Origin of the sequence: Martelella mangrovi (genome assembly GCF_040545495.1) — a bacterium.
Classification (GTDB): domain Bacteria; phylum Pseudomonadota; class Alphaproteobacteria; order Rhizobiales; family Rhizobiaceae; genus Martelella; species Martelella mangrovi.
In genome coordinates this window covers 148589-165458 of the sequence record NZ_JBEPLY010000007.1, presented here as the reverse complement: position 1 = coordinate 165458, position 16870 = coordinate 148589, and the positions used below count along the sequence as shown (strand labels likewise).

At 60.3% G+C, this 16870-nt stretch carries 18 protein-coding genes; 10 read left to right on the top strand and 8 right to left on the bottom strand.

Annotated features, from left to right (window positions below):
- Positions 1 to 130 precede the first annotated feature (130 nt).
- Both ABID12_RS12125 and aroC read left to right on the top strand, forming a co-directional pair.
- Positions 131 to 724 carry a histidine phosphatase family protein gene (locus ABID12_RS12125; RefSeq protein WP_354434409.1) on the top strand — a complete coding sequence of 198 codons (594 nt, stop codon included), beginning with the start codon at positions 131 to 133 and terminating at the stop codon, positions 722 to 724.
- Between the two features lie 61 nt (positions 725 to 785).
- Complete coding sequence (gene aroC, locus ABID12_RS12120; protein WP_354434408.1) at positions 786 to 1883, top strand: chorismate synthase; 1098 nt, start codon at positions 786 to 788, stop codon at positions 1881 to 1883.
- Positions 1884 to 1918: 35 nt separating this feature from the next.
- Here aroC and ABID12_RS12115 read toward each other — a convergent pair whose 3' ends face one another.
- Positions 1919 to 3112: a winged helix-turn-helix domain-containing protein gene (locus ABID12_RS12115; RefSeq protein WP_354434407.1), complete on the bottom strand. Its 1194-nt coding sequence runs from the start codon at positions 3110 to 3112 to the stop codon at positions 1919 to 1921.
- Positions 3113 to 3224: 112 nt separating this feature from the next.
- On the opposite strand from ABID12_RS12115, the gene ABID12_RS12110 reads away from it, so the two are divergent.
- The 3 genes from ABID12_RS12110 to ABID12_RS12100 are packed head-to-tail and all read left to right on the top strand — an operon-like array spanning position 3225 to position 5085.
- Complete coding sequence (locus ABID12_RS12110; protein WP_354434406.1) at positions 3225 to 3902, top strand: energy-coupling factor ABC transporter ATP-binding protein; 678 nt, start codon at positions 3225 to 3227, stop codon at positions 3900 to 3902.
- Positions 3902 to 4525: an energy-coupling factor transporter transmembrane component T family protein gene (locus ABID12_RS12105; protein WP_354434405.1), complete on the top strand. Its 624-nt coding sequence runs from the start codon at positions 3902 to 3904 to the stop codon at positions 4523 to 4525. Before ABID12_RS12110 ends, ABID12_RS12105 begins: the two co-directional genes overlap by 1 nt.
- Positions 4522 to 5085 (top strand): biotin transporter BioY, encoded by a 564-nt coding sequence (locus ABID12_RS12100; protein WP_354434404.1) that lies wholly within the window; start codon positions 4522 to 4524, stop codon positions 5083 to 5085. The genes ABID12_RS12105 and ABID12_RS12100 overlap by 4 nt, the downstream gene beginning before the upstream one ends.
- Before the next feature lie 5 nt (positions 5086 to 5090).
- Here the strand turns inward: ABID12_RS12100 and ABID12_RS12095 are convergent, their stop codons facing one another.
- Complete coding sequence (locus ABID12_RS12095; RefSeq protein WP_106309988.1) at positions 5091 to 5489, bottom strand: acyl-CoA thioesterase; 399 nt, start codon at positions 5487 to 5489, stop codon at positions 5091 to 5093.
- 301 nt (positions 5490 to 5790) lie between these two features.
- On the opposite strand from ABID12_RS12095, the gene ABID12_RS12090 reads away from it, so the two are divergent.
- From ABID12_RS12090 to ABID12_RS12070, 5 genes are all read left to right on the top strand, one after another.
- A complete protein-coding gene (locus ABID12_RS12090; RefSeq protein ID WP_354434403.1) occupies positions 5791 to 6045 on the top strand; it encodes an exodeoxyribonuclease VII small subunit in 255 nt (84 codons plus the stop codon).
- Between the two features lie 41 nt (positions 6046 to 6086).
- Positions 6087 to 7016, top strand: a complete 930-nt coding sequence (locus tag ABID12_RS12085; RefSeq protein ID WP_354434402.1) for a pirin family protein — start codon at positions 6087 to 6089, stop codon at positions 7014 to 7016.
- A 61-nt stretch (positions 7017 to 7077) separates the two neighbouring features.
- A complete protein-coding gene (gene dxs / locus ABID12_RS12080; RefSeq protein ID WP_354434401.1) occupies positions 7078 to 8997 on the top strand; it encodes a 1-deoxy-D-xylulose-5-phosphate synthase in 1920 nt (639 codons plus the stop codon).
- 60 nt (positions 8998 to 9057) lie between these two features.
- Entirely contained in the window at positions 9058 to 9837 is a 780-nt protein-coding gene (locus tag ABID12_RS12075) for a TlyA family RNA methyltransferase (protein ID WP_319517445.1), read from the top strand.
- Entirely contained in the window at positions 9827 to 11080 is a 1254-nt protein-coding gene (locus ABID12_RS12070) for a class I SAM-dependent RNA methyltransferase (protein WP_354434400.1), read from the top strand. The genes ABID12_RS12075 and ABID12_RS12070 overlap by 11 nt, the downstream gene beginning before the upstream one ends.
- A gap of 164 nt (positions 11081 to 11244) precedes the next feature.
- Here ABID12_RS12070 and ABID12_RS12065 read toward each other — a convergent pair whose 3' ends face one another.
- The 6 genes from ABID12_RS12065 to ABID12_RS12040 all read right to left on the bottom strand — a co-directional run bounded on the left by ABID12_RS12065 (position 11245) and on the right by ABID12_RS12040 (position 16525).
- On the bottom strand, positions 11245 to 11736 hold the full coding sequence (locus tag ABID12_RS12065) for a BA14K family protein (protein ID WP_319517447.1): 492 nt from the start codon (positions 11734 to 11736) through the stop codon (positions 11245 to 11247).
- Between the two features lie 180 nt (positions 11737 to 11916).
- Positions 11917 to 12597 (bottom strand): BA14K family protein, encoded by a 681-nt coding sequence (locus ABID12_RS20860; RefSeq protein ID WP_435528224.1) that lies wholly within the window; start codon positions 12595 to 12597, stop codon positions 11917 to 11919.
- 148 nt (positions 12598 to 12745) lie between these two features.
- Positions 12746 to 13783 carry a histone deacetylase family protein gene (locus tag ABID12_RS12055; protein ID WP_354434399.1) on the bottom strand — a complete coding sequence of 346 codons (1038 nt, stop codon included), beginning with the start codon at positions 13781 to 13783 and terminating at the stop codon, positions 12746 to 12748.
- A 149-nt stretch (positions 13784 to 13932) separates the two neighbouring features.
- Positions 13933 to 14463, bottom strand: a complete 531-nt coding sequence (locus ABID12_RS12050; RefSeq protein ID WP_354434440.1) for a GNAT family N-acetyltransferase — start codon at positions 14461 to 14463, stop codon at positions 13933 to 13935.
- A gap of 9 nt (positions 14464 to 14472) precedes the next feature.
- On the bottom strand, positions 14473 to 15039 hold the full coding sequence (locus tag ABID12_RS12045) for a helix-turn-helix domain-containing protein (RefSeq protein ID WP_435528227.1): 567 nt from the start codon (positions 15037 to 15039) through the stop codon (positions 14473 to 14475).
- A 97-nt stretch (positions 15040 to 15136) separates the two neighbouring features.
- Positions 15137 to 16525, bottom strand: a complete 1389-nt coding sequence (locus ABID12_RS12040; protein ID WP_354434397.1) for a hypothetical protein — start codon at positions 16523 to 16525, stop codon at positions 15137 to 15139.
- Between the last annotated feature and the right edge of the window lie 345 nt (positions 16526 to 16870).

Sequence of the window (16870 nt, the reverse complement as noted above, 5' to 3'; positions counted from 1 at the left end):
CCGCCACCGATAGATTCCCTCCTGTCCTCACCGCTTTTGCGGGCGCAGAAATTTCAAAACATGTGCAAAACCATTCTAACGCTTTGAATTTTCGCATCATCCTTTAACGAAAATTGAACGGTAAAAGACATTGCTGATTTACGCCATTCGCCACGGGCAAACCGACTGGAACGCCGAATACCGGCTGCAGGGCCAGAAGGACATTCCACTCAACGAGACCGGACGCGGCCAGGCGAAGAAGAACGGCGTGAAACTCGGCGAAATCCTCGGCAATGAAGCGCGGCACTACGATTTCGTCGCAAGCCCGCTGTCACGCACGCGCGAAACCATGGAGCGGGCACGCGCCGCCATGGGGCTGACACCCGAACTCTACCGCACCGATGACCGGCTGAAGGAGCTTTCCTTCGGCGACTGGGAAGGACGCACGCTGAAAGAGGTCGGCGGGTTCAGCCCGGAACTTCTGCATGAGCGCGAAAACGACAAGTGGGCTTTCGTACCGCCCGGCAACGATGCGGAAAGCTATGAAATTCTGTCCTGGCGCGTCGGCGCCTGGCTGAAGGATGTGGTCGGTCCGACCGTCTGCGTCTGCCATGGCGGCGTGATCCGGTCTCTTTTCCGCCTTGTCGGCGGTGTTTCTACCGAAGACGCCGCCGAGCTTCCGATCCCGCAGGATGCCGTTTTGCGCATCGATGCGGAAGCGAAAACCATCGGCTGGATGGAGTAGGCTTTCCCTCTGCCCTCAATTGCGATAGAGCGAAGCCGCGAAACGACGGCAGAGGTATTTCATGTCGCATAATACATTCGGACATCTTTTCCGCGTCACCACCTGGGGCGAGAGCCATGGCCCCGCCATCGGCTGTGTGATTGACGGTTGCCCTCCCGGCATTGAATTCGAACTCTCCGAGATCCAGAAATATCTCGACCGCCGCAAGCCCGGCCAGTCGCGTTTCGTCACCCAGCGCCGCGAGGCGGATGCCGTGAAGGTGCTCTCCGGCGTTCTGCCGCAAAGCGAGCGCGACAGCTACATCACCACCGGCACGCCGATTTCGCTGATGATCGAGAATACCGATCAGCGTTCCAAGGATTACGGCGAGATCGCGCGGCAATACCGTCCGGGCCATGCCGATTATACCTATGACGTCAAATACGGTCTGCGCGACTATCGCGGCGGTGGCCGCTCGTCCGCGCGCGAAACGGCAACCCGTGTCGCCGCCGGCGCCATTGCCCGCAAGCTGTTGCCGAATGTCACCTTCCGCGGCGCGCTGGTGCAGGTCGGCAAGCACAGGATCAACCGCGAGAACTGGGACTGGTCGGAAATCGACAACAACCCGTTGTTCTGCCCCGATGCCGAAATGGTGCCGATCTGGGAGCGTTACCTCGACGACATCCGCAAGGCCGGCTCCTCCGTCGGTGCGGTGGTGGAAGTGATTGCCGAAGGCGTGCCTGCCGGTCTCGGCGCTCCGATCTATGCCAAACTCGATCAGGATATCGCCTCCGGGCTGATGTCGATCAACGCGGTCAAGGGCGTGGAAATCGGCGAAGGTTTCAGTGCGGCCGAACTGACCGGCGAGGAAAACGCCGATGAAATGCGCATCGGCAAGGACGGCACCCCGCGCTTTCTGTCGAACCATGCCGGCGGCATTCTCGGCGGGATTTCAACCGGCGAGCCGATTGTCGCCCGCTTTGCGATCAAGCCGACATCATCGATCCTCACCCGGCGCCAGACAATCGACCAGGACGGACAGGAAGTGGAATTGAGAACCAAGGGTCGCCACGACCCCTGCGTCGGTATCCGCGCCGTGCCGATCGGCGAAGCCATGATGGCCTGCACGATTGCCGACCATTATCTGCGCGACCGCGGACAGACAGGCCGACTGGACTGAGCTTTTGCCGGAGCGTCCGGCAACACCGCAAAGCGTCAGACGTCGCGCCACCCTAGCAGGTATTCAACCCGCTCCACGCCGGTGAAGCGGGCAAGCCGCGACAACTCGGCATCGAGCTTTTCCAGCCGTCCGTTCGACGGACGCACGCCGGGCTCAAGCCATAGTTTGCGCACATCAAGCGCGCCACGCTTGCGATCCGCCTTCATATCGATGCGGCCGATCAGCCGTGCGCCCTCCAGAAGCGGGAAGACATAATAGCCATATTGCCGTTTCGGCTCAGGCACGAACACCTCGATCCGGTAGGAAAAGCCGAACAGGCGTTCGGCCCGCGCCCGGTCGCGCAACAGCGGGTCGAACGGGCTCAACACCCGCAGGCGTGACGGCGGCTCCGGCACCTCGGCGAGCGTATCGACCTCTTCGGCAAGAGCGAAGGCCTGGCGCGGCTTTCCCGCATCCACGGTTTCAAGGGCAACCTCCGCCAACTGGTCACGGTTGTTCTCCACCCAGATCCTCGCCTCCTGCGGCGTGACGATATCGAAGAAGGCGGCAATCTCGCCCGAGGTCGCAAAGCCCAGCCGCTTGAGGGCGGCCCGGCAGGCCCAATCGACGAAAGCGTCATGATCGACTTCGCCAAGGCGGTGTTCGTCCGGGATCACCCGCTCGGAGAGGTCATAGGCCTTCTGGAAATTGACCCGGTGGCAGATGGCGATGCGACCGGTGCGCCAGTGATATTCAAGCGCAGTCTTGGCCGGATGCCAGTTCCACCAGCCACCGGAGACGTGATCATCGTCCTTGAGATCACGGGAGAAAAGCGGGCCATTGTCCCTGACTGCGGCATAGGTCTGTTCGAAAACCGCTTCGAAGCCCTCCCCCTGCCATTTGCGCCAGCGTTCGACGAGGCGTTCCCGCTCGCGGGCAAAACGGTGCTTCCAGTAGGGATAAAAGCGCGTGGGAATGAGCGAGGCGTCATGGGTCCAATGCTCGAACAGACCGCGGTCCTTTTCCAGAAGCGCCGTCAGGTGATGGCGACGAAAGGTCTGGTTGCGGGAAAACAGAATGAGATCATGCGCGCGCTCGACGGTGCGGATCGAATCGACCTGAACAAAACCGATCTTCTCGATCAGTGCCAGAAGGCCAGCCTTGTCCATCGCCTGCGCCGGTGAGCCCGCAAGCCCCTGCCGGGCAAGAAAGATGCGGCGTGCATCCATGTTCGAAATCAATTTAGCCATACAGCGACCGTAGAGCGATTCGGACAAAATAAGAACATCCAAGCCTTTCGGAACCGTAGATTGATGCCTATAAGGAAGCGCCGGAGAGTTTGCACAAAAACCGGGGACGAATGTGAAGATCGAATTCCGTGAAGCCGGTGTGACCTTTGAGGGCCGTACGGCGCTTCATCCGCTGACATTGACACTGACCGGACACCGGGTCGGCATTATCGGGCTGAACGGTTCCGGCAAGACCACCTTTGCGCGGCTGATCAACGGGCTGACGAAACCAGGCACCGGAACCGTCATCGTCAACGGTCGCGACACGGTGAAAGAGCTGGCTGCCGTCAATGCCGATGCCGGCTATGTGTTCCAGTCACCGCAAAACCAGATCATTCTGCCGATCCTGCAGGATGATATCGAACTGGGACTGAAGGCGCGCGGCGTGGCAAAGGCAGACATTGCCGCACGTGCCGAAAGCACCCTTGCGCGGCTCGGCATCACCCATCTCGCCAGGCGGCGCGCCCATGAGCTTTCGGGTGGCGAGCTGCAACTCGCCGCCCTTGCCGCCGTGCTCGCCCCCCGCCCCTCGCTGGTCATTCTCGATGAGCCGACCAACCAGCTCGATCTCAGAAACCGCCGCCGCGTTGCCGAAACCATCGACGCATTGCAAGAGGACGTCATCGCGATCTCGCACGATCTGGCGACACTCGCTTCATTTGAGCGCGTATTGCTGTTTCACGAAGGCCGTCTCATCGGTGACGGCCCCGCCGGAACCGTTATCGAGCAATACGAGGCGATGAACCGCTGATGCAGTCGCTTTACGTCGAAGGCAACTCATTCCTGCACCGCATGGCGCCGGGGATAAAGCTCGCCGGCCTGATCGCATTCAGTATCGCCATCTTCCTGATCGGCAGTCTGACTGTGCTTGCCCTCATGATGGCCGTTGCCGCAGGCCTTTATTTCACATTGCCGATGCGGCCGCGTCAGGCGCTGGCGCGTCTTGTGCCGATCGGCGCGGCAATTCTTTTGGTTGGCGGATTCAATCTGATCTTCAATCCCTGGCAGGTCGCCGCCACCTCCGTTCTCAGGCTTTCGGCACTGATGTTTCTGGCTGCAGCCATCACGGCGGCAACGCCGGTTCCCGCCTTCATCGATACCATCACGCGCTGGGCCATGCCGCTTGAACGCGCCGGGCTCATCAGAGCTGCAGACATCGGCCTTGCAATCGGACTTGTGATCCGCTTCGTTCCGGATATCCTTTCGCGCTACAGCGCCATTCGCGATGCGCACCGGGCGCGCGGCATTGCCTTCAGGCCAACCGGCGCAATCGTGCCGCTGATCATCTTGACCCTGCGGGATGCGGACAGTATCGCCGATGCAATCGACGCCCGCGGCATTCGCGGACAGCCACAGAAAAGGAAGACGAAATGACCTCACGCGACCTGGTTCTGGTATCGCTCTTTGCGGCCATCATCGCGGCGCTCGGCATTCTCCCGCCGATCCCGATCGCCTTCATTCCCGTACCGGTCACGGCACAGACACTCGGTGTGATGCTGGCCGGCATCATCCTCGGCCGCAAACGCGGCGCGGCGGCGGTGTTGCTGCTATTCGTGCTGATCGTCATCGGCCTGCCGGTGCTTTCCGGCGGACGCGGCGGCCTTGGTGTGTTTGTCGGCCCCACGGCCGGCTTCCTGGTCGGCTGGCTGCCGGGCGCCTATATCGCAGGTGCGCTAGCCGAAATCTACGCCGATACGCAAAGCCCGCTGAAACAGACCTTCGGCTTCTTCATCGCGGCTACCATGGGCGGCATTGTGGTGGTCTATTTCCTCGGGATTGCCTGGCTGGCCTACGGCGCTGGCACCGGCGTCTCGAAAGCGGTGGCCGGAACGCTGGCTTTTGTGCCCGGCGATCTGATCAAGGCCGGGCTTGCAGCCCTTGCCGGCCGGGCGGTGATGCTGGGATATCCATTGCTGCCGAAAAGGTCGCTTTAAACGCCTCAGTCCAGAAACGAATAAAGCCAGTCCCGCGTCGCCTCCGGCAGGGGCGCGGGCTCGCCGCTTTCCTGATGCACGGCAGTCCACAAAAGCTCGACCTCTGCGGCAATCTCGTTTCCCGCCTGTACGGCGACGTTGAACCCGATCGACTTGCCGCCGATCTTTGCCGCGCGCACCGTCAACTGCGCCAGTTCGCCGTTTCTCAGGCCACGGTAATAGGTGCAGCCGACCTTGCGCACGACATAGGCCGGCTCGCCGTCCACCGCCGGGCGATAGCGCCAGAAACGCGCCAGCGCCTCTTCCGCATGCTCGATATAGGCGGCGGTGTGCATGCGCCCATGCATATCGATATCCCGGTAGGGAACACGCAGTTCAATTCGCTCCGGATGCCTGTCATCCATCGGCCACACCTTCCCGGCCACGCTCACCGCTTGCGGTCACGCAACCCTTTACGCAAAACCCGGCAAACCGGCATTGCGCACATCTGCGGCAATGCGGTCTACGTCTGCGTTCTATAGAACCTTTCCACATCAAATGCCATGACGGGCTGTTTGAAAGCTTGGGGCAATGGCCGCCTTGCCTGCCGGCCGCCCGATTGTCGACACGACAGCGCCTTGCATTCGCCACGCCTTGCATTACCTTGCCTGAACGGCATCGCCACGATAAGTGCGGGCGACAATCGAAATTTCAAGAGGCAAGACTATGACCGATCCAGCAAAGCCCACCGCCGTCTCCGAGCTGACGTTCGAACGGGCCGTGGAAGAACTCGAGCGGATCGTTGCGCGCCTCGAGCGCGGCGATGTGGCGCTCGATGAATCGATTGCCATTTACGCCCGCGGCGAAGAATTGAAAAAACACTGCGAAAAGCTGCTGAATGCCGCCGAGGCGCGTGTTGAAAAGATCCGTCTCGACCGGGATGGCCAGCCCGCGACGACAGAACCGCTCGATCAGGCCTGACGAACTCATGACAGCGCGGAAAGCGCAGGGGGTGTGCAGCAATGTCGTTCTTTCCGGGACCTGATCCTGAATTCGGTGATGCGCAATCCTGCAAGGCCGTTTCGCAGCTCATTCTTCCGCGCACCAGCGACATTGGCGGGTTCGAAGTCCGTCGCGCACTGCCGACCATCAAGCGGCGGCTCGTGGGGCCGTTTATCTTCTTCGATCGCATGGGGCCTGCCCGTTTCGGCGGCAATGGCGAGGCGCTCGACGTCAAGCCGCATCCGCATATCGGGCTGTCGACCGTCACCTACCTGACCTCCGGCGAGATCGGTCATCGCGACACGCTCGGCAACCACACCGTCATCCGCCCCGGCGATGTCAACCTGATGACCGCCGGGCGCGGCATTGTCCATTCGGAGCGCACGCCGGAAGACCTGAGGCTGCGCCCGCACGCCCTTTCAGGCGTCCAGACCTGGCTTGCCCTGCCCGAAAACGACGAGGAGATCGACCCGACCTTCGGCCACACCGAAAAGAACGCCCTGCCCACCATTTCGGAAAACGGCCTCAGCGGCCGCGTTGTACTTGGCAATTTTTCGGGCCTGAAGGCCGATGTGCATACATTTACCGATACGCTGTTCGTCGATCTCGCCTTGAGGCCCGGCGCCCGGTTTTCCTTTCCCGCCGAACATGAAGAACGCGCGATCTACGTGCTCGAAGGCGAAATCGAAATTGCCGGGGATGCCTTCAAGGCCGAGCAATTGCTGGTTCTTGCCCCGCACGACACGATCACAATTTCGGGCGCGGGGGAACACGGATGCCGTCTCATGCTTTTTGGTGGAGCGGCGCTCGAAAAACCGCGACATATCTGGTGGAATTTCGTTTCGTCCTCGAAGGAACGGATCGAACAGGCGAAAGAAGACTGGCGGCAGGGCCGTTTCGGCCTGGTGCCCGGCGACGAAACCGAATTTGTTCCTTTGCCCGGACGCTGAAATTCGCTAGAAACGATTTAGAAACAAGAGCGCGATCGGCTCGCGCATGAGGCCCGTTGCAGTGACGCTACCGTCCAAAACTTCCATTCTCGACCGGATCAACCTGCCCGCAGACCTGCGTGAGGTGGAGGATCACGATTTGCCGCAGCTTGCCGGTGAAGTACGCGCGGAGATGATCGATGCGGTTTCGCGCACCGGTGGCCATCTGGGCGCAGGCCTTGGCGTTGTCGAACTCACGATTGCGATCCACAAGGTATTCAATACACCGCATGACCGAGTGATCTTCGATGTCGGTCACCAGTGCTATCCGCACAAGATCCTGACCGGGCGGCGTGAGCGGATGCGCACCCTGCGGCAGGAAAACGGCCTTTCCGGCTTCACCCGCCGCGCTGAAAGCGAATACGACCCCTTTGGCGCTGGCCATTCCTCCACTTCGATTTCTGCCGGGCTGGGCATGGCGGTTGCTTCCGATTTGCAGGAAAATCCGCGCAATGTCATCTCGGTCATCGGCGACGGCGCGATGTCCGCCGGCATGGCCTTCGAAGCGCTCAACAATGCCGGCGCAATCGGCGCCCGCCAGATCGTGATCCTCAACGACAACGATATGTCGATTGCCCCGCCGACAGGGGCGATGAGCGCTTATCTGGCGCGTCTTGCCTCCGGCCGCGCCTATCTCGAGGTTCGCGATTTCTCCAAGCGGATCACCTCCTATCTCGGCAAGTCGATCGACCGCGTGATATCGCGCGCCGTTGGCCATGCCCGCGGTTTCGTCACCGGCGGAACCATGTTCGAGGAGCTCGGCTTCTATCATATCGGCCCGATTGACGGCCACTCCTTCGAGCACCTGCTGCCGGTGCTGCGCAACGCCCGCGACAATGCCCGCGGACCCGTGCTGATCCATGTGGTAACGCAGAAGGGCAAGGGCTATGCGCCGGCGGAAGCCGCGGCCGACAAATGCCACGCCGTCAGCCGCTTCGACGTGGTAACCGGGACGCAGACGAAATCGAAACCGAATGCACCGAGCTATACCTCCGTCTTTTCAAAAGCCCTGATCGAGGAAGCGCGGCGCGACGAAAATGTCGTGGCGATTACCGCCGCAATGCCATCCGGCACCGGTCTCGACAAGTTTCAGGAACTCTATCCGACCCGGCTTTTCGATGTCGGCATTGCCGAACAGCACGCCGTCACCTTTGCGGCGGGTCTGGCGAGCGAAGGCATAAAGCCCTTCTGTGCGCTCTATTCGACCTTCCTGCAGCGCGGCTATGACCAGGTGGTCCATGATGTCGCGATCCAGGGCCTGCCGGTGCGCTTTCCCATTGACCGGGCCGGGTTCGTCGGTGCTGACGGCCCGACCCATGCCGGCTCGTTCGACACCACCTACCTTGCCACCCTGCCCGGCTTCGTGGTGATGGCGGCAGCCGACGAGGCGGAGCTGATGCACATGGTCCGCACGGCCGCCGATTACAGCGAGGGGCCGATCTCGTTTCGCTATCCGCGTGGCGAGGGAACGGGCATCGAACTGCCGGAGCGCGGCGATATTCTTCAGATCGGCAAGGGTCGGATCATTTCGGAAGGCTCGAAGGTGGCGCTGCTCTCCTTCGGCACGCGCCTTGGCGAATGTCGCGAGGCGGCAACCGTGCTGAATGCGGCAGGCCTGTCGACGACAGTCGCCGATGCCCGTTTTGCCAAGCCGCTCGACCGTGACCTGATCCGCCAGCTTGCCGCCCATCACGAAGTGCTGGTGACCATCGAGGAGGGTGCAGCCGGCGGTTTCGGCGCCCATGTCATCCAGTTCCTTGCCAATGAGGGCCTGCTCGATCAGGGCCTTCGTGTGCGCCAGATGGTGCTGCCCGACATCTGGATGGAACAGGCCAAACCCGAGGACATGTACCAGAAGGCGGGGCTCGATCGTGACGGCATCGTCGATACGGTCTTCCGCGCACTCGGCCGCTCCGGCATCTCGACCGGCACGACGGGGTAACAAAGGCTGTCGCAGGCGCCGCCGCTTGCACTTTCGGCAAAATGCGTTCATGGAGCGGCTATGACCGATACCGCCCGGCGCCTCGACCAGCTTCTGGTCAGCCTCAACCATTTTGAAACCCGCTCGAGGGCGCGCGATGCCATTTTGCGCGGCGCCGTCAGCGTCAACGGAAAGACCGCCAGGAAACCGGGTGAAACCGTTTCGCCCGACAGTCTGATTTCGGTTGAAGATCCGGCCGGCGGCTATGTCTCCCGCGCGGCGCTGAAGCTGATTGCCGCGCTCGACCATTTCGCCCTGTCGCCGAAGGATGCGAACGCGCTCGATATCGGCGCCTCCACCGGCGGTTTCACGCAGGTTCTGCTGGAACGCGGCGCGGCCCATGTGACCGCCATTGATGTCGGCCATGACCAGATGGCAGCACGGATTGCCGATAGCCCGCGCGTGACCAATATCGAGGGTGTGAATGCGCGGCATCTTTCGCGTGACGATATCGGCGAAAGGCCTGTCGGCTTCGTGGTCTCCGATGTCTCGTTCATCTCGCTAAAGCTTGCCCTGCCGCCTGCGCTTTCGCTGGCCGAACCCGGCGCATTCTGCGTGTTGCTGGTCAAGCCGCAGTTTGAGGCCGGCAAGGCGAATATCGGCAAGAAGGGCCTGCTCAGGGATGCAGCGCTCGGCCCGGAAATTGCCGCCGAACTCGAAACCTGGCTCGTTGACGAGCAGGGATGGGAAAGCTTCGGCATCGCCCCCTCGCCGATTGAAGGCGGAGACGGAAACCGCGAATATCTGCTTGCCGGCAAAAAGCCCGGCGCAACCGGAAAACAGGACCGCCATGGCTGCTGAAACATTTGTGATCGAACGGCTCGGAAGCCAGGGCGACGGCATTGCTGCAAGCGCCGAAGGACCGGTTTACATCCCCTTCACCCTGCCCGGAGAGAAGGTCACCGTCGCGCGCGAGAAATCGAAGGCGACAATGCTGTCGCTGCTGGAAACATCGCCCGAGCGCATCGCTCCCCTCTGTCGCCATTTCGGCCCGGACGGCGAGAACGGCACCTGTGGCGGCTGTTCGCTGCAACACCTTGAGCGTAGCGCCTATGATGCCTTCAAGCGGCAGGTGGTGATCGATGCGCTTGCCACCCACGGCATCGACTGTCCCGTCGCGCCGCTGGTGCCATCAGGCCCCGGCGAGCGCAGACGGGCAAGCTTTGCCGGGCGACGCACCGAAAAGGGCATCCTGCTCGGCTTTTCCAGCCCGGAAAGCCATCACATCGTTGCCATCGAGGAATGTCCGGTGCTGACGCCGACGCTGTTTGCGCGCCTGCCCGCACTGAAGCTTCTTGCCGGCATACTGGTCTCCTCCGGCGAACCGTTCCGTATCGCCGTCCTGGAAACGCAGACCGGCCTCGACATCAGCTTTACCGATATAGCGGCCCCGTCTGAAAAACGCCGGCAGGCCGCTATTCGCGCTGTCATGACCGTCAAGGGCATCGCCCGGCTGACCATCGGTGACGAAATCGTCGTGGAACCGGTGAAAGCCGCGCTTGAAATGGCGGGCACCAGAATTCTGCCGCCGCCCGCCGGTTTTGCCCAGGCAACGCGGGCTGCGGAAGAGGCCATGGCCGCACTGGTTCTCAAGCACCTGAAAGGCCGCAAACGTGTGGCAGACCTGTTCAGCGGCTTCGGCACATTCGCACTCCGGCTGGCGGAAAAAGCACGCGTTCATGCCGTGGAATTCGACGGGCCGGCGCTGGCCGCACTGGATCAGGCGGCGCGAAACCGGCAGGGCCTGCGGCAGGTAACGACCGAGCGGCGCGACCTTTTCCGACGCCCGCTTCTGCCGCGCGAACTGGCGCCCTATGATGGCGTCGTATTCGACCCGCCGCGCGCCGGCGCCAAAGAACAGGCCGAAGAACTGGCGCGTTCTGCCGTTCCGCGCATTGTTGCGGTGTCGTGCAATCCGCAGACACTTGGCCGCGATCTGGCAATCCTGAAGGCGGGCGGTTATCGCATCGACAGGGTTGTCCCGATCGACCAGTTCTTCCGAAGCGCCCATGTGGAGGCTGTTGCCTTTCTCAGCCGCGGTTAGAGCATCGGGCGAAAAAGTGGAATCCGGTTTTTCGATAACCCGATGCGTCAAAACAAAGAGCTGGATCATCGGGCGGTTCAGATTAACCGCCCGATGATCCGGGACACAAAAAACCCCGGGGCCGCTGGCCGCCGGGGTCTTCGTTTTCATGACATGCGCCGAAATCAGTAATACGGCGACAGGCACTGCTTGCGCGGCCCGTTATAGGGCTGGAAGCTGTTATCGCTCGGGCGATAGGAGCGATAGCGCGACTCGCACCAGTTATAGTGCTTCGGATTGAGCCCGTAAGCCTGCTGCGGCCGGCTCCGCTGGTTGTTGGAGGCAACCGCGCCACCGATGATGAGGGCGCCCGCGCCGAGAATGGCGAGCGGAACCCATGAATCATTATCGTCGTCATAACGATGGTGACGGGGCGGCGGACGATGGCCCCAGCCATGACCGTTGTTGTGGCCATTGTGATAGTTCCTGCCGCCGTGACGGTAATGGCCTCCACCGTGATGACGGCGATCGCCACCGCGATACTGCACCGTCTCGATATTATCACTGACCGAGGAAGCCGGGTTCATTACCGGCATTGCTTCCGCAGGCAGAACGCTCACCGCCATGAATGCGGAGGCAATTGCGGCGATTGCCGTTTTGTTTGCCAATCTGGTCATCTGTTTCTCCTGTTTTCTGCTTCAGTGCCGAACGACCGGACGCCGAATTCGTTACTTTCAAAGCAGATGCTAATAGATCCAATCTGAACCCGGGATTAACGTTTCAGAAACCAGATAGGGTGCACGCGTTGCCGGTAAAATGACAGCGCATGCGTTCACAAATCGTGTTTCACCCGCCTGTCAGTAATACGGCGAGGTGCACTGTTTGCGCGGCCCGTGATAGGGCTGATAGGTGTTGTCGGATGCCCTGTAGGATTTGTAGTGATCCTCACACCATTGATAATGCTTGGGGTTTATCCCCGCCTGGGCCGGCGCCGTATTGCTGCTCGTTGCCGCAGCGGCAACACCACCGCCAATCAGAGCGCCTGCACCGAAGGTCAGGGCCGGACCCCAGTTGTTCCAGTACGGCCCACCATACCAGCCGGGTCCGTAAGGGCCGTAGGGGCCGCCATAGGCCGGCACCGGATAGGGCACGGGATACGGCCTGTAGGGCGGCGGCGGATGGCCATGATGCGGGCCGCCATGTCCGTAATGCGGACCGCCGTGCCCGTGGGGAGGACCACCATGCCCGTGCGGGGGGCCGCCGTGTCCATGAGGAGGGCCGCCATGCCAATGGGGATTGCCTGTGGGGTGAAACGCCGGTGGCCGGTGCAGTCCGCCGTGAAGCGCCGGCCCGGGGCCTCTGGGAAAACCACCGTGAAAAGCCGGTCCCCCGGCATGCGGCATCCCGCCGCCGTGAAAATGCATGCCGCCGCCATGGAATCCACCCATGGGCCGCGCCTGTGCGGGAACGATGGCCGCCGAGGCCAACATGCCTGCCGTTACAAGTGTAACAAATGCCTTTCTCGCTGTCTTGAACATGAGCTGCCTCCTGAACAAACATCGGAAGCGTCGGCGGATCACCGTATAAGCGACCCGTCCGCAATCCTGGGTCGTCTCGTTAGAACATTCAACCTGAATGCAGCATTAACGCAAAAGACATCGAAAATATGTCGCCCCGGACGGCCGGTCAGGCTTTGCCGTTTTCCAGCCCGATCAGGACATTGGCAACATTGTCGCCAATCTCATGCACGCCGTAACCGCCCTCCATGACGGTCAGCACCGGCAATCCGCATGCGGCAATGCGTGCCCCCATGGTGAGAAAATCCTCGGTCTTGAGGCGGAAGAAGGAAATCGGGTCCTTCTCGAAGGTATCAACGCCGAGCGACAGCACCAGCGCCTCTGCGCCGAAAGCCGAAATCCGTTCCAGCGCCGCCTCCAGCGCTTCGCTGTAGACCGGCCAGGCGGTATTGCGCAGCATCGGGAAATTGGCGTTGAATCCTTCGCCCCTGCCCTTGCCGGTCTCTTCCTTGTGACCCCAAAAATAGGGAAAGGCATCGTCCGGCTCGCCATGCAGCGAGGCAAAGAAGATGTCATCCCGCTCATAGGTGACATCCTGGGTGCCATTGCCATGGTGGAAATCGACATCGAGGATTGCAACCTTTTTCGTGCCGTTGTCGCGAAGCCGCTGGGCGGCAATCGCCGCGTTGTTCAGAAAGCAGTAACCGCCGAACAGGTCGATACCGGCATGATGGCCCGGCGGACGGCAGAGCGCAAAGGCGAAGCGGTTTCCCTTGCTCAGATAGTCGGCCCCGGTCATGGCGCAGTCCTTGGCCGCCAGTGCGGCCTGATAGGTGCCCTCGGTGATCGAGGTTTCGACGGAATTGGCATAGTAACCGATGAGACCGTCGATATTGTGCGGCGGGCGGGCATGATAGGAGCGGCGAACGGGCAGCGAAATCGGGATTGCCTCTGTGGTGAAGCCGGCTGAAAGCCAGCGCTCCCATACCGTTTCAAGAAATGCGAGATAGCCCGCATCATGCAGTTTCAGCGGCACGGAAAGATCATATCGCGTCGGCGCGACCTCGTCGGCAAAGCCCTTTTGCTTCAACGCCGCGCGGATCCACTCCGCCCGGAAAGGCCCCTCGAAGGGTTTCACCAGTTCACCGCCGTGCAACTCGGTTCTGGCATCACGCAGCTTGTGGTCTTCGGAGTAGATAACGCGCATTTCGAGGCCCCTTCATTCAAGAGTTACTCCCTTTCGGTAACCCCATTCTGACGCGAAATCCACAACACACGCCAAGTTCGGCCGGACAATTGCAGCGGCATGCCATTTGCCCGTCCGGCCCCGCCGTCCCGGAACGAAAATAACGGCTTTTACCGTGGCTGATCACCGAGCCGTTTGTAGAAGAACGTGGTGTCGCAATAACCGCCTTCGGGATAAAGCGCATAGTCGGGAACAACGCCCACCCGCTGCCAGCCAAGGCGCGGATAAATGGCCTCGGCATCGCTTCCTGTCGCCGTGTCGAGTACCAGAAGCCATCGGCCAGCTTCGATGCAGACAGTATCCAGCGCTTCCATCAGCTTGCGGGCAATCCCCCGTCCCCGAACCTTGCGGCGAACGATCAGTTTCATCACATCGGCGCGATGCGGCTGATTGGGTTTCTGGGCAAAGCCGGCCTGCACCGTCCCGACGATTTCACCCTCGATCTCAGCCGCCAGAAGCACAAGGGAACCGGCGGCGACCCCCGCGGCCACTTGCTGCCAGTAGGTTTCAACCCCTTCGTTATCATAAGGGGCCATGAAGCCCATGGAGGCATTGTCTTCGATACTGTCGGCCAGAAGTGCTGAAAGTGCGGGGATGGCGGCTTCGGTCTGCTGCCCGTTCAGGAGCGTGATTTCCATGATAAATCCTGTCTATGGTGCGCGTTCAATGATCACGGAATAGGTGACGTCGACCTGGCCCGGGTTTGAAAAAACATGCGGTTCGGCGACCGGCATGAACAGGCAGTCCCCTTTGGAAAGCTGACAGTTCTCCTCGCCGAAAGCGACATCGAGAACACCCGACAGCACCCAGATATGCTGGTTCAATCCCTCGGCGCCATGCTTGGGCGGGTAGGCAATACGGCCGCCAGCCGGAAAGCGGATCAGCACGATATCGACCGACGATCCGGTGCCCGCAGGCGAAATCGAACGGCGCGAATAGCCGGTTTCGGGATCGCGCCAGACCGGCTGATCGGCCCGGCGCGACAACGGATCGAACGGCCTGTCGGCATCGGCAAAGAAAGCGGAAAGCGAAGTGCCGAGCGCCGCACAGAGCTTGGCCAGCACCAGGGCCGAAGGCGACGCCTCAGCCCGCTCAATGCGTGAGATCATTGCCCTGCTGACATCGGAATATTCGGCAAGCCGGTCGAGGGTCAGCCCCTTTTCGGCGCGAAGCCGCTTGAGGTTGAGCGCAATGGTCCGGTCAAAGGTGACATCGATATTTTCCATGATGTGACCATGGAATTCTATTATAAGAGAGTCAAGCGTTTATTCTGAAGAAGTGCACACATCGTCGGGTGCTGTCAGCGTGGATATCTCAGGGATAGGAATAAGGCGCCGGCCCGCCACTAAATTTTGTCATTGTGCCATTGTCAGGAAACTGCGAAACGAGGTTGATGGTGTCGCCGTCTATGTAAGCGCCAGGAAACAGGTACGGCGCTTCGAAACTTGTTCCGGAGACAGTATAGTTGACAACCAATTTCCCGTCGCTCGATCGCCAGCCCTTGATGACCTGGCCGGGCAGCGGGGCAATGCCGGTAATGCCTGTCGGCGTGACGTTGCGAACGTAGACATAATTGTCGTCTTGCGATTGACCGATGACCGTTACAAAGGCACCCGATTGTGGTCCATATTTTTCAAAGGACGCAGTGGCTTCTATTCTATCGCCATCGTTCAGGTTTGCGTCGAAGTCCATGGACCAGGCGCCGTGTCCATCAGCCTGCACTGTAGCATAGCTTCGGGTTGTCGAATTTTCTGTCACAGCAACCGTCACCCAGCTATCGGGCATTGCCTTCCCGCTTACCCAATAATTTCGGCAGCCGTCAACGGCCTTGCTCAATGTCAGGATGCCGCCAGGAGAGGATGTGACCCATACGATTCTGATCCCGGAAAAATCACCATACATTCCCGGTGAGCAAACTGGATATACTTTCTCAAGTTGTTTGGCAGCGCTCCAGCCCGAATTTCTGGTCCAGGCCGTCGTCAATGCGTGGAGGTTAGGATAACCGTACCATGTCATCCGCAGTTCTTCACCATTGCTTGCAAGAGCGGGCGCACATTCAGAAATGTAATTGGCTTGGATGATTGCCGGTGTTGACAATGTGTCGTTTGAGTATCGAATGTAGACAATCGGTAAGTTGTTACCTCTAGCGCAGGCAAAAAATAGTTCACCATTATGTGCCGCCATTGCCGGGCCACCGGTGGCGAGGTAGCGGGTATTTTGCGGCGCGGACCAGTTTGTTCCGTCAAACCAGCAATACGAGAGCGTGGGAGTACTGTCATTCGTACTCCAGGCAAGAAAAAGTTGATTGTTGTAGACTGCAAGCGCCGGAGAAGCACTTGTGAAAGCACCTGAAATTTGTATCGCGTCACTCCAGCCGCGATTATAAACAGACCAATAGATCGCGCCGTAACCAGCGTGTTTGTAGGCAGCGTGGACCTGATTTCTATAGGTCGCCACGCCGGGAACCTCATCCGAGGAGAAACTGAACGGATACGCGGAGCAGGAGGGCCACGTTTGATCGGTTCCACACTTGTAGAGGATGGTATTGGAGTATAAGTCCTTCCAGAACACCCAATCTTCGCCGTTGAGACGCGTACAGCGTGCTCCCGAATTCGCCTGATAATACAGATGAGAGGCAACTTCGACTGGGTCACCCCAATATAGAAGGTCGCCAGAAACATATCCACGCATGCCGGGCTTCATGTGGTTCTCCATTGGTATATTCAGTTTTTTTAATGCAATTAATACTTGCACTCTTACCAATTTTTGCAACTTATGAGTATATTACAACGCCGCTGGCATCGCAATTTGGTTCGCCCACAGCCATTCATGGGTGTTTTAACCCGTGCAAATAAACTGTCAGGCTTTCGAGCTTACCGGAGCCCCTTCCAGCGACCGTCGACGAGAACATTAAATTGGTCGCCCTTCCGGCCTTGTCGAGTCAGCTTGACGAACAGTCGGTTTCAGGACCTCCAGGTTCTCTGCGGGATGGCTATTATTGAACCGTCGTGTGCAATTTCGCTTTCAGGAAACCGCGTCCGCTGCTAT

Excerpts from the sequence above, each read along its gene's own strand:
- aroC (WP_354434408.1), top strand. The coding sequence starts at position 786 with ATGTCGCATAATACATTCGGACATCTTTTCCGCGTCACCACCTGGGGC.
- ABID12_RS12115 (WP_354434407.1), bottom strand. The coding sequence starts at position 3,112 with ATGGCTAAATTGATTTCGAACATGGATGCACGCCGCATCTTTCTTGCC.
- ABID12_RS12105 (WP_354434405.1), top strand. The coding sequence starts at position 3,902 with ATGCAGTCGCTTTACGTCGAAGGCAACTCATTCCTGCACCGCATGGCG.
- ABID12_RS12100 (WP_354434404.1), top strand. The coding sequence starts at position 4,522 with ATGACCTCACGCGACCTGGTTCTGGTATCGCTCTTTGCGGCCATCATC.
- ABID12_RS12095 (WP_106309988.1), bottom strand. The coding sequence starts at position 5,489 with ATGGATGACAGGCATCCGGAGCGAATTGAACTGCGTGTTCCCTACCGG.
- ABID12_RS12090 (WP_354434403.1), top strand. The coding sequence starts at position 5,791 with ATGACCGATCCAGCAAAGCCCACCGCCGTCTCCGAGCTGACGTTCGAA.
- ABID12_RS12085 (WP_354434402.1), top strand. The coding sequence starts at position 6,087 with ATGTCGTTCTTTCCGGGACCTGATCCTGAATTCGGTGATGCGCAATCC.
- ABID12_RS12075 (WP_319517445.1), top strand. The coding sequence starts at position 9,058 with ATGACCGATACCGCCCGGCGCCTCGACCAGCTTCTGGTCAGCCTCAAC.
- ABID12_RS12070 (WP_354434400.1), top strand. The coding sequence starts at position 9,827 with ATGGCTGCTGAAACATTTGTGATCGAACGGCTCGGAAGCCAGGGCGAC.
- ABID12_RS12065 (WP_319517447.1), bottom strand. The coding sequence starts at position 11,736 with ATGACCAGATTGGCAAACAAAACGGCAATCGCCGCAATTGCCTCCGCA.
- ABID12_RS20860 (WP_435528224.1), bottom strand. The coding sequence starts at position 12,597 with ATGTTCAAGACAGCGAGAAAGGCATTTGTTACACTTGTAACGGCAGGC.
- ABID12_RS12055 (WP_354434399.1), bottom strand. The coding sequence starts at position 13,783 with ATGCGCGTTATCTACTCCGAAGACCACAAGCTGCGTGATGCCAGAACC.
- ABID12_RS12040 (WP_354434397.1), bottom strand. The coding sequence starts at position 16,525 with ATGAAGCCCGGCATGCGTGGATATGTTTCTGGCGACCTTCTATATTGG.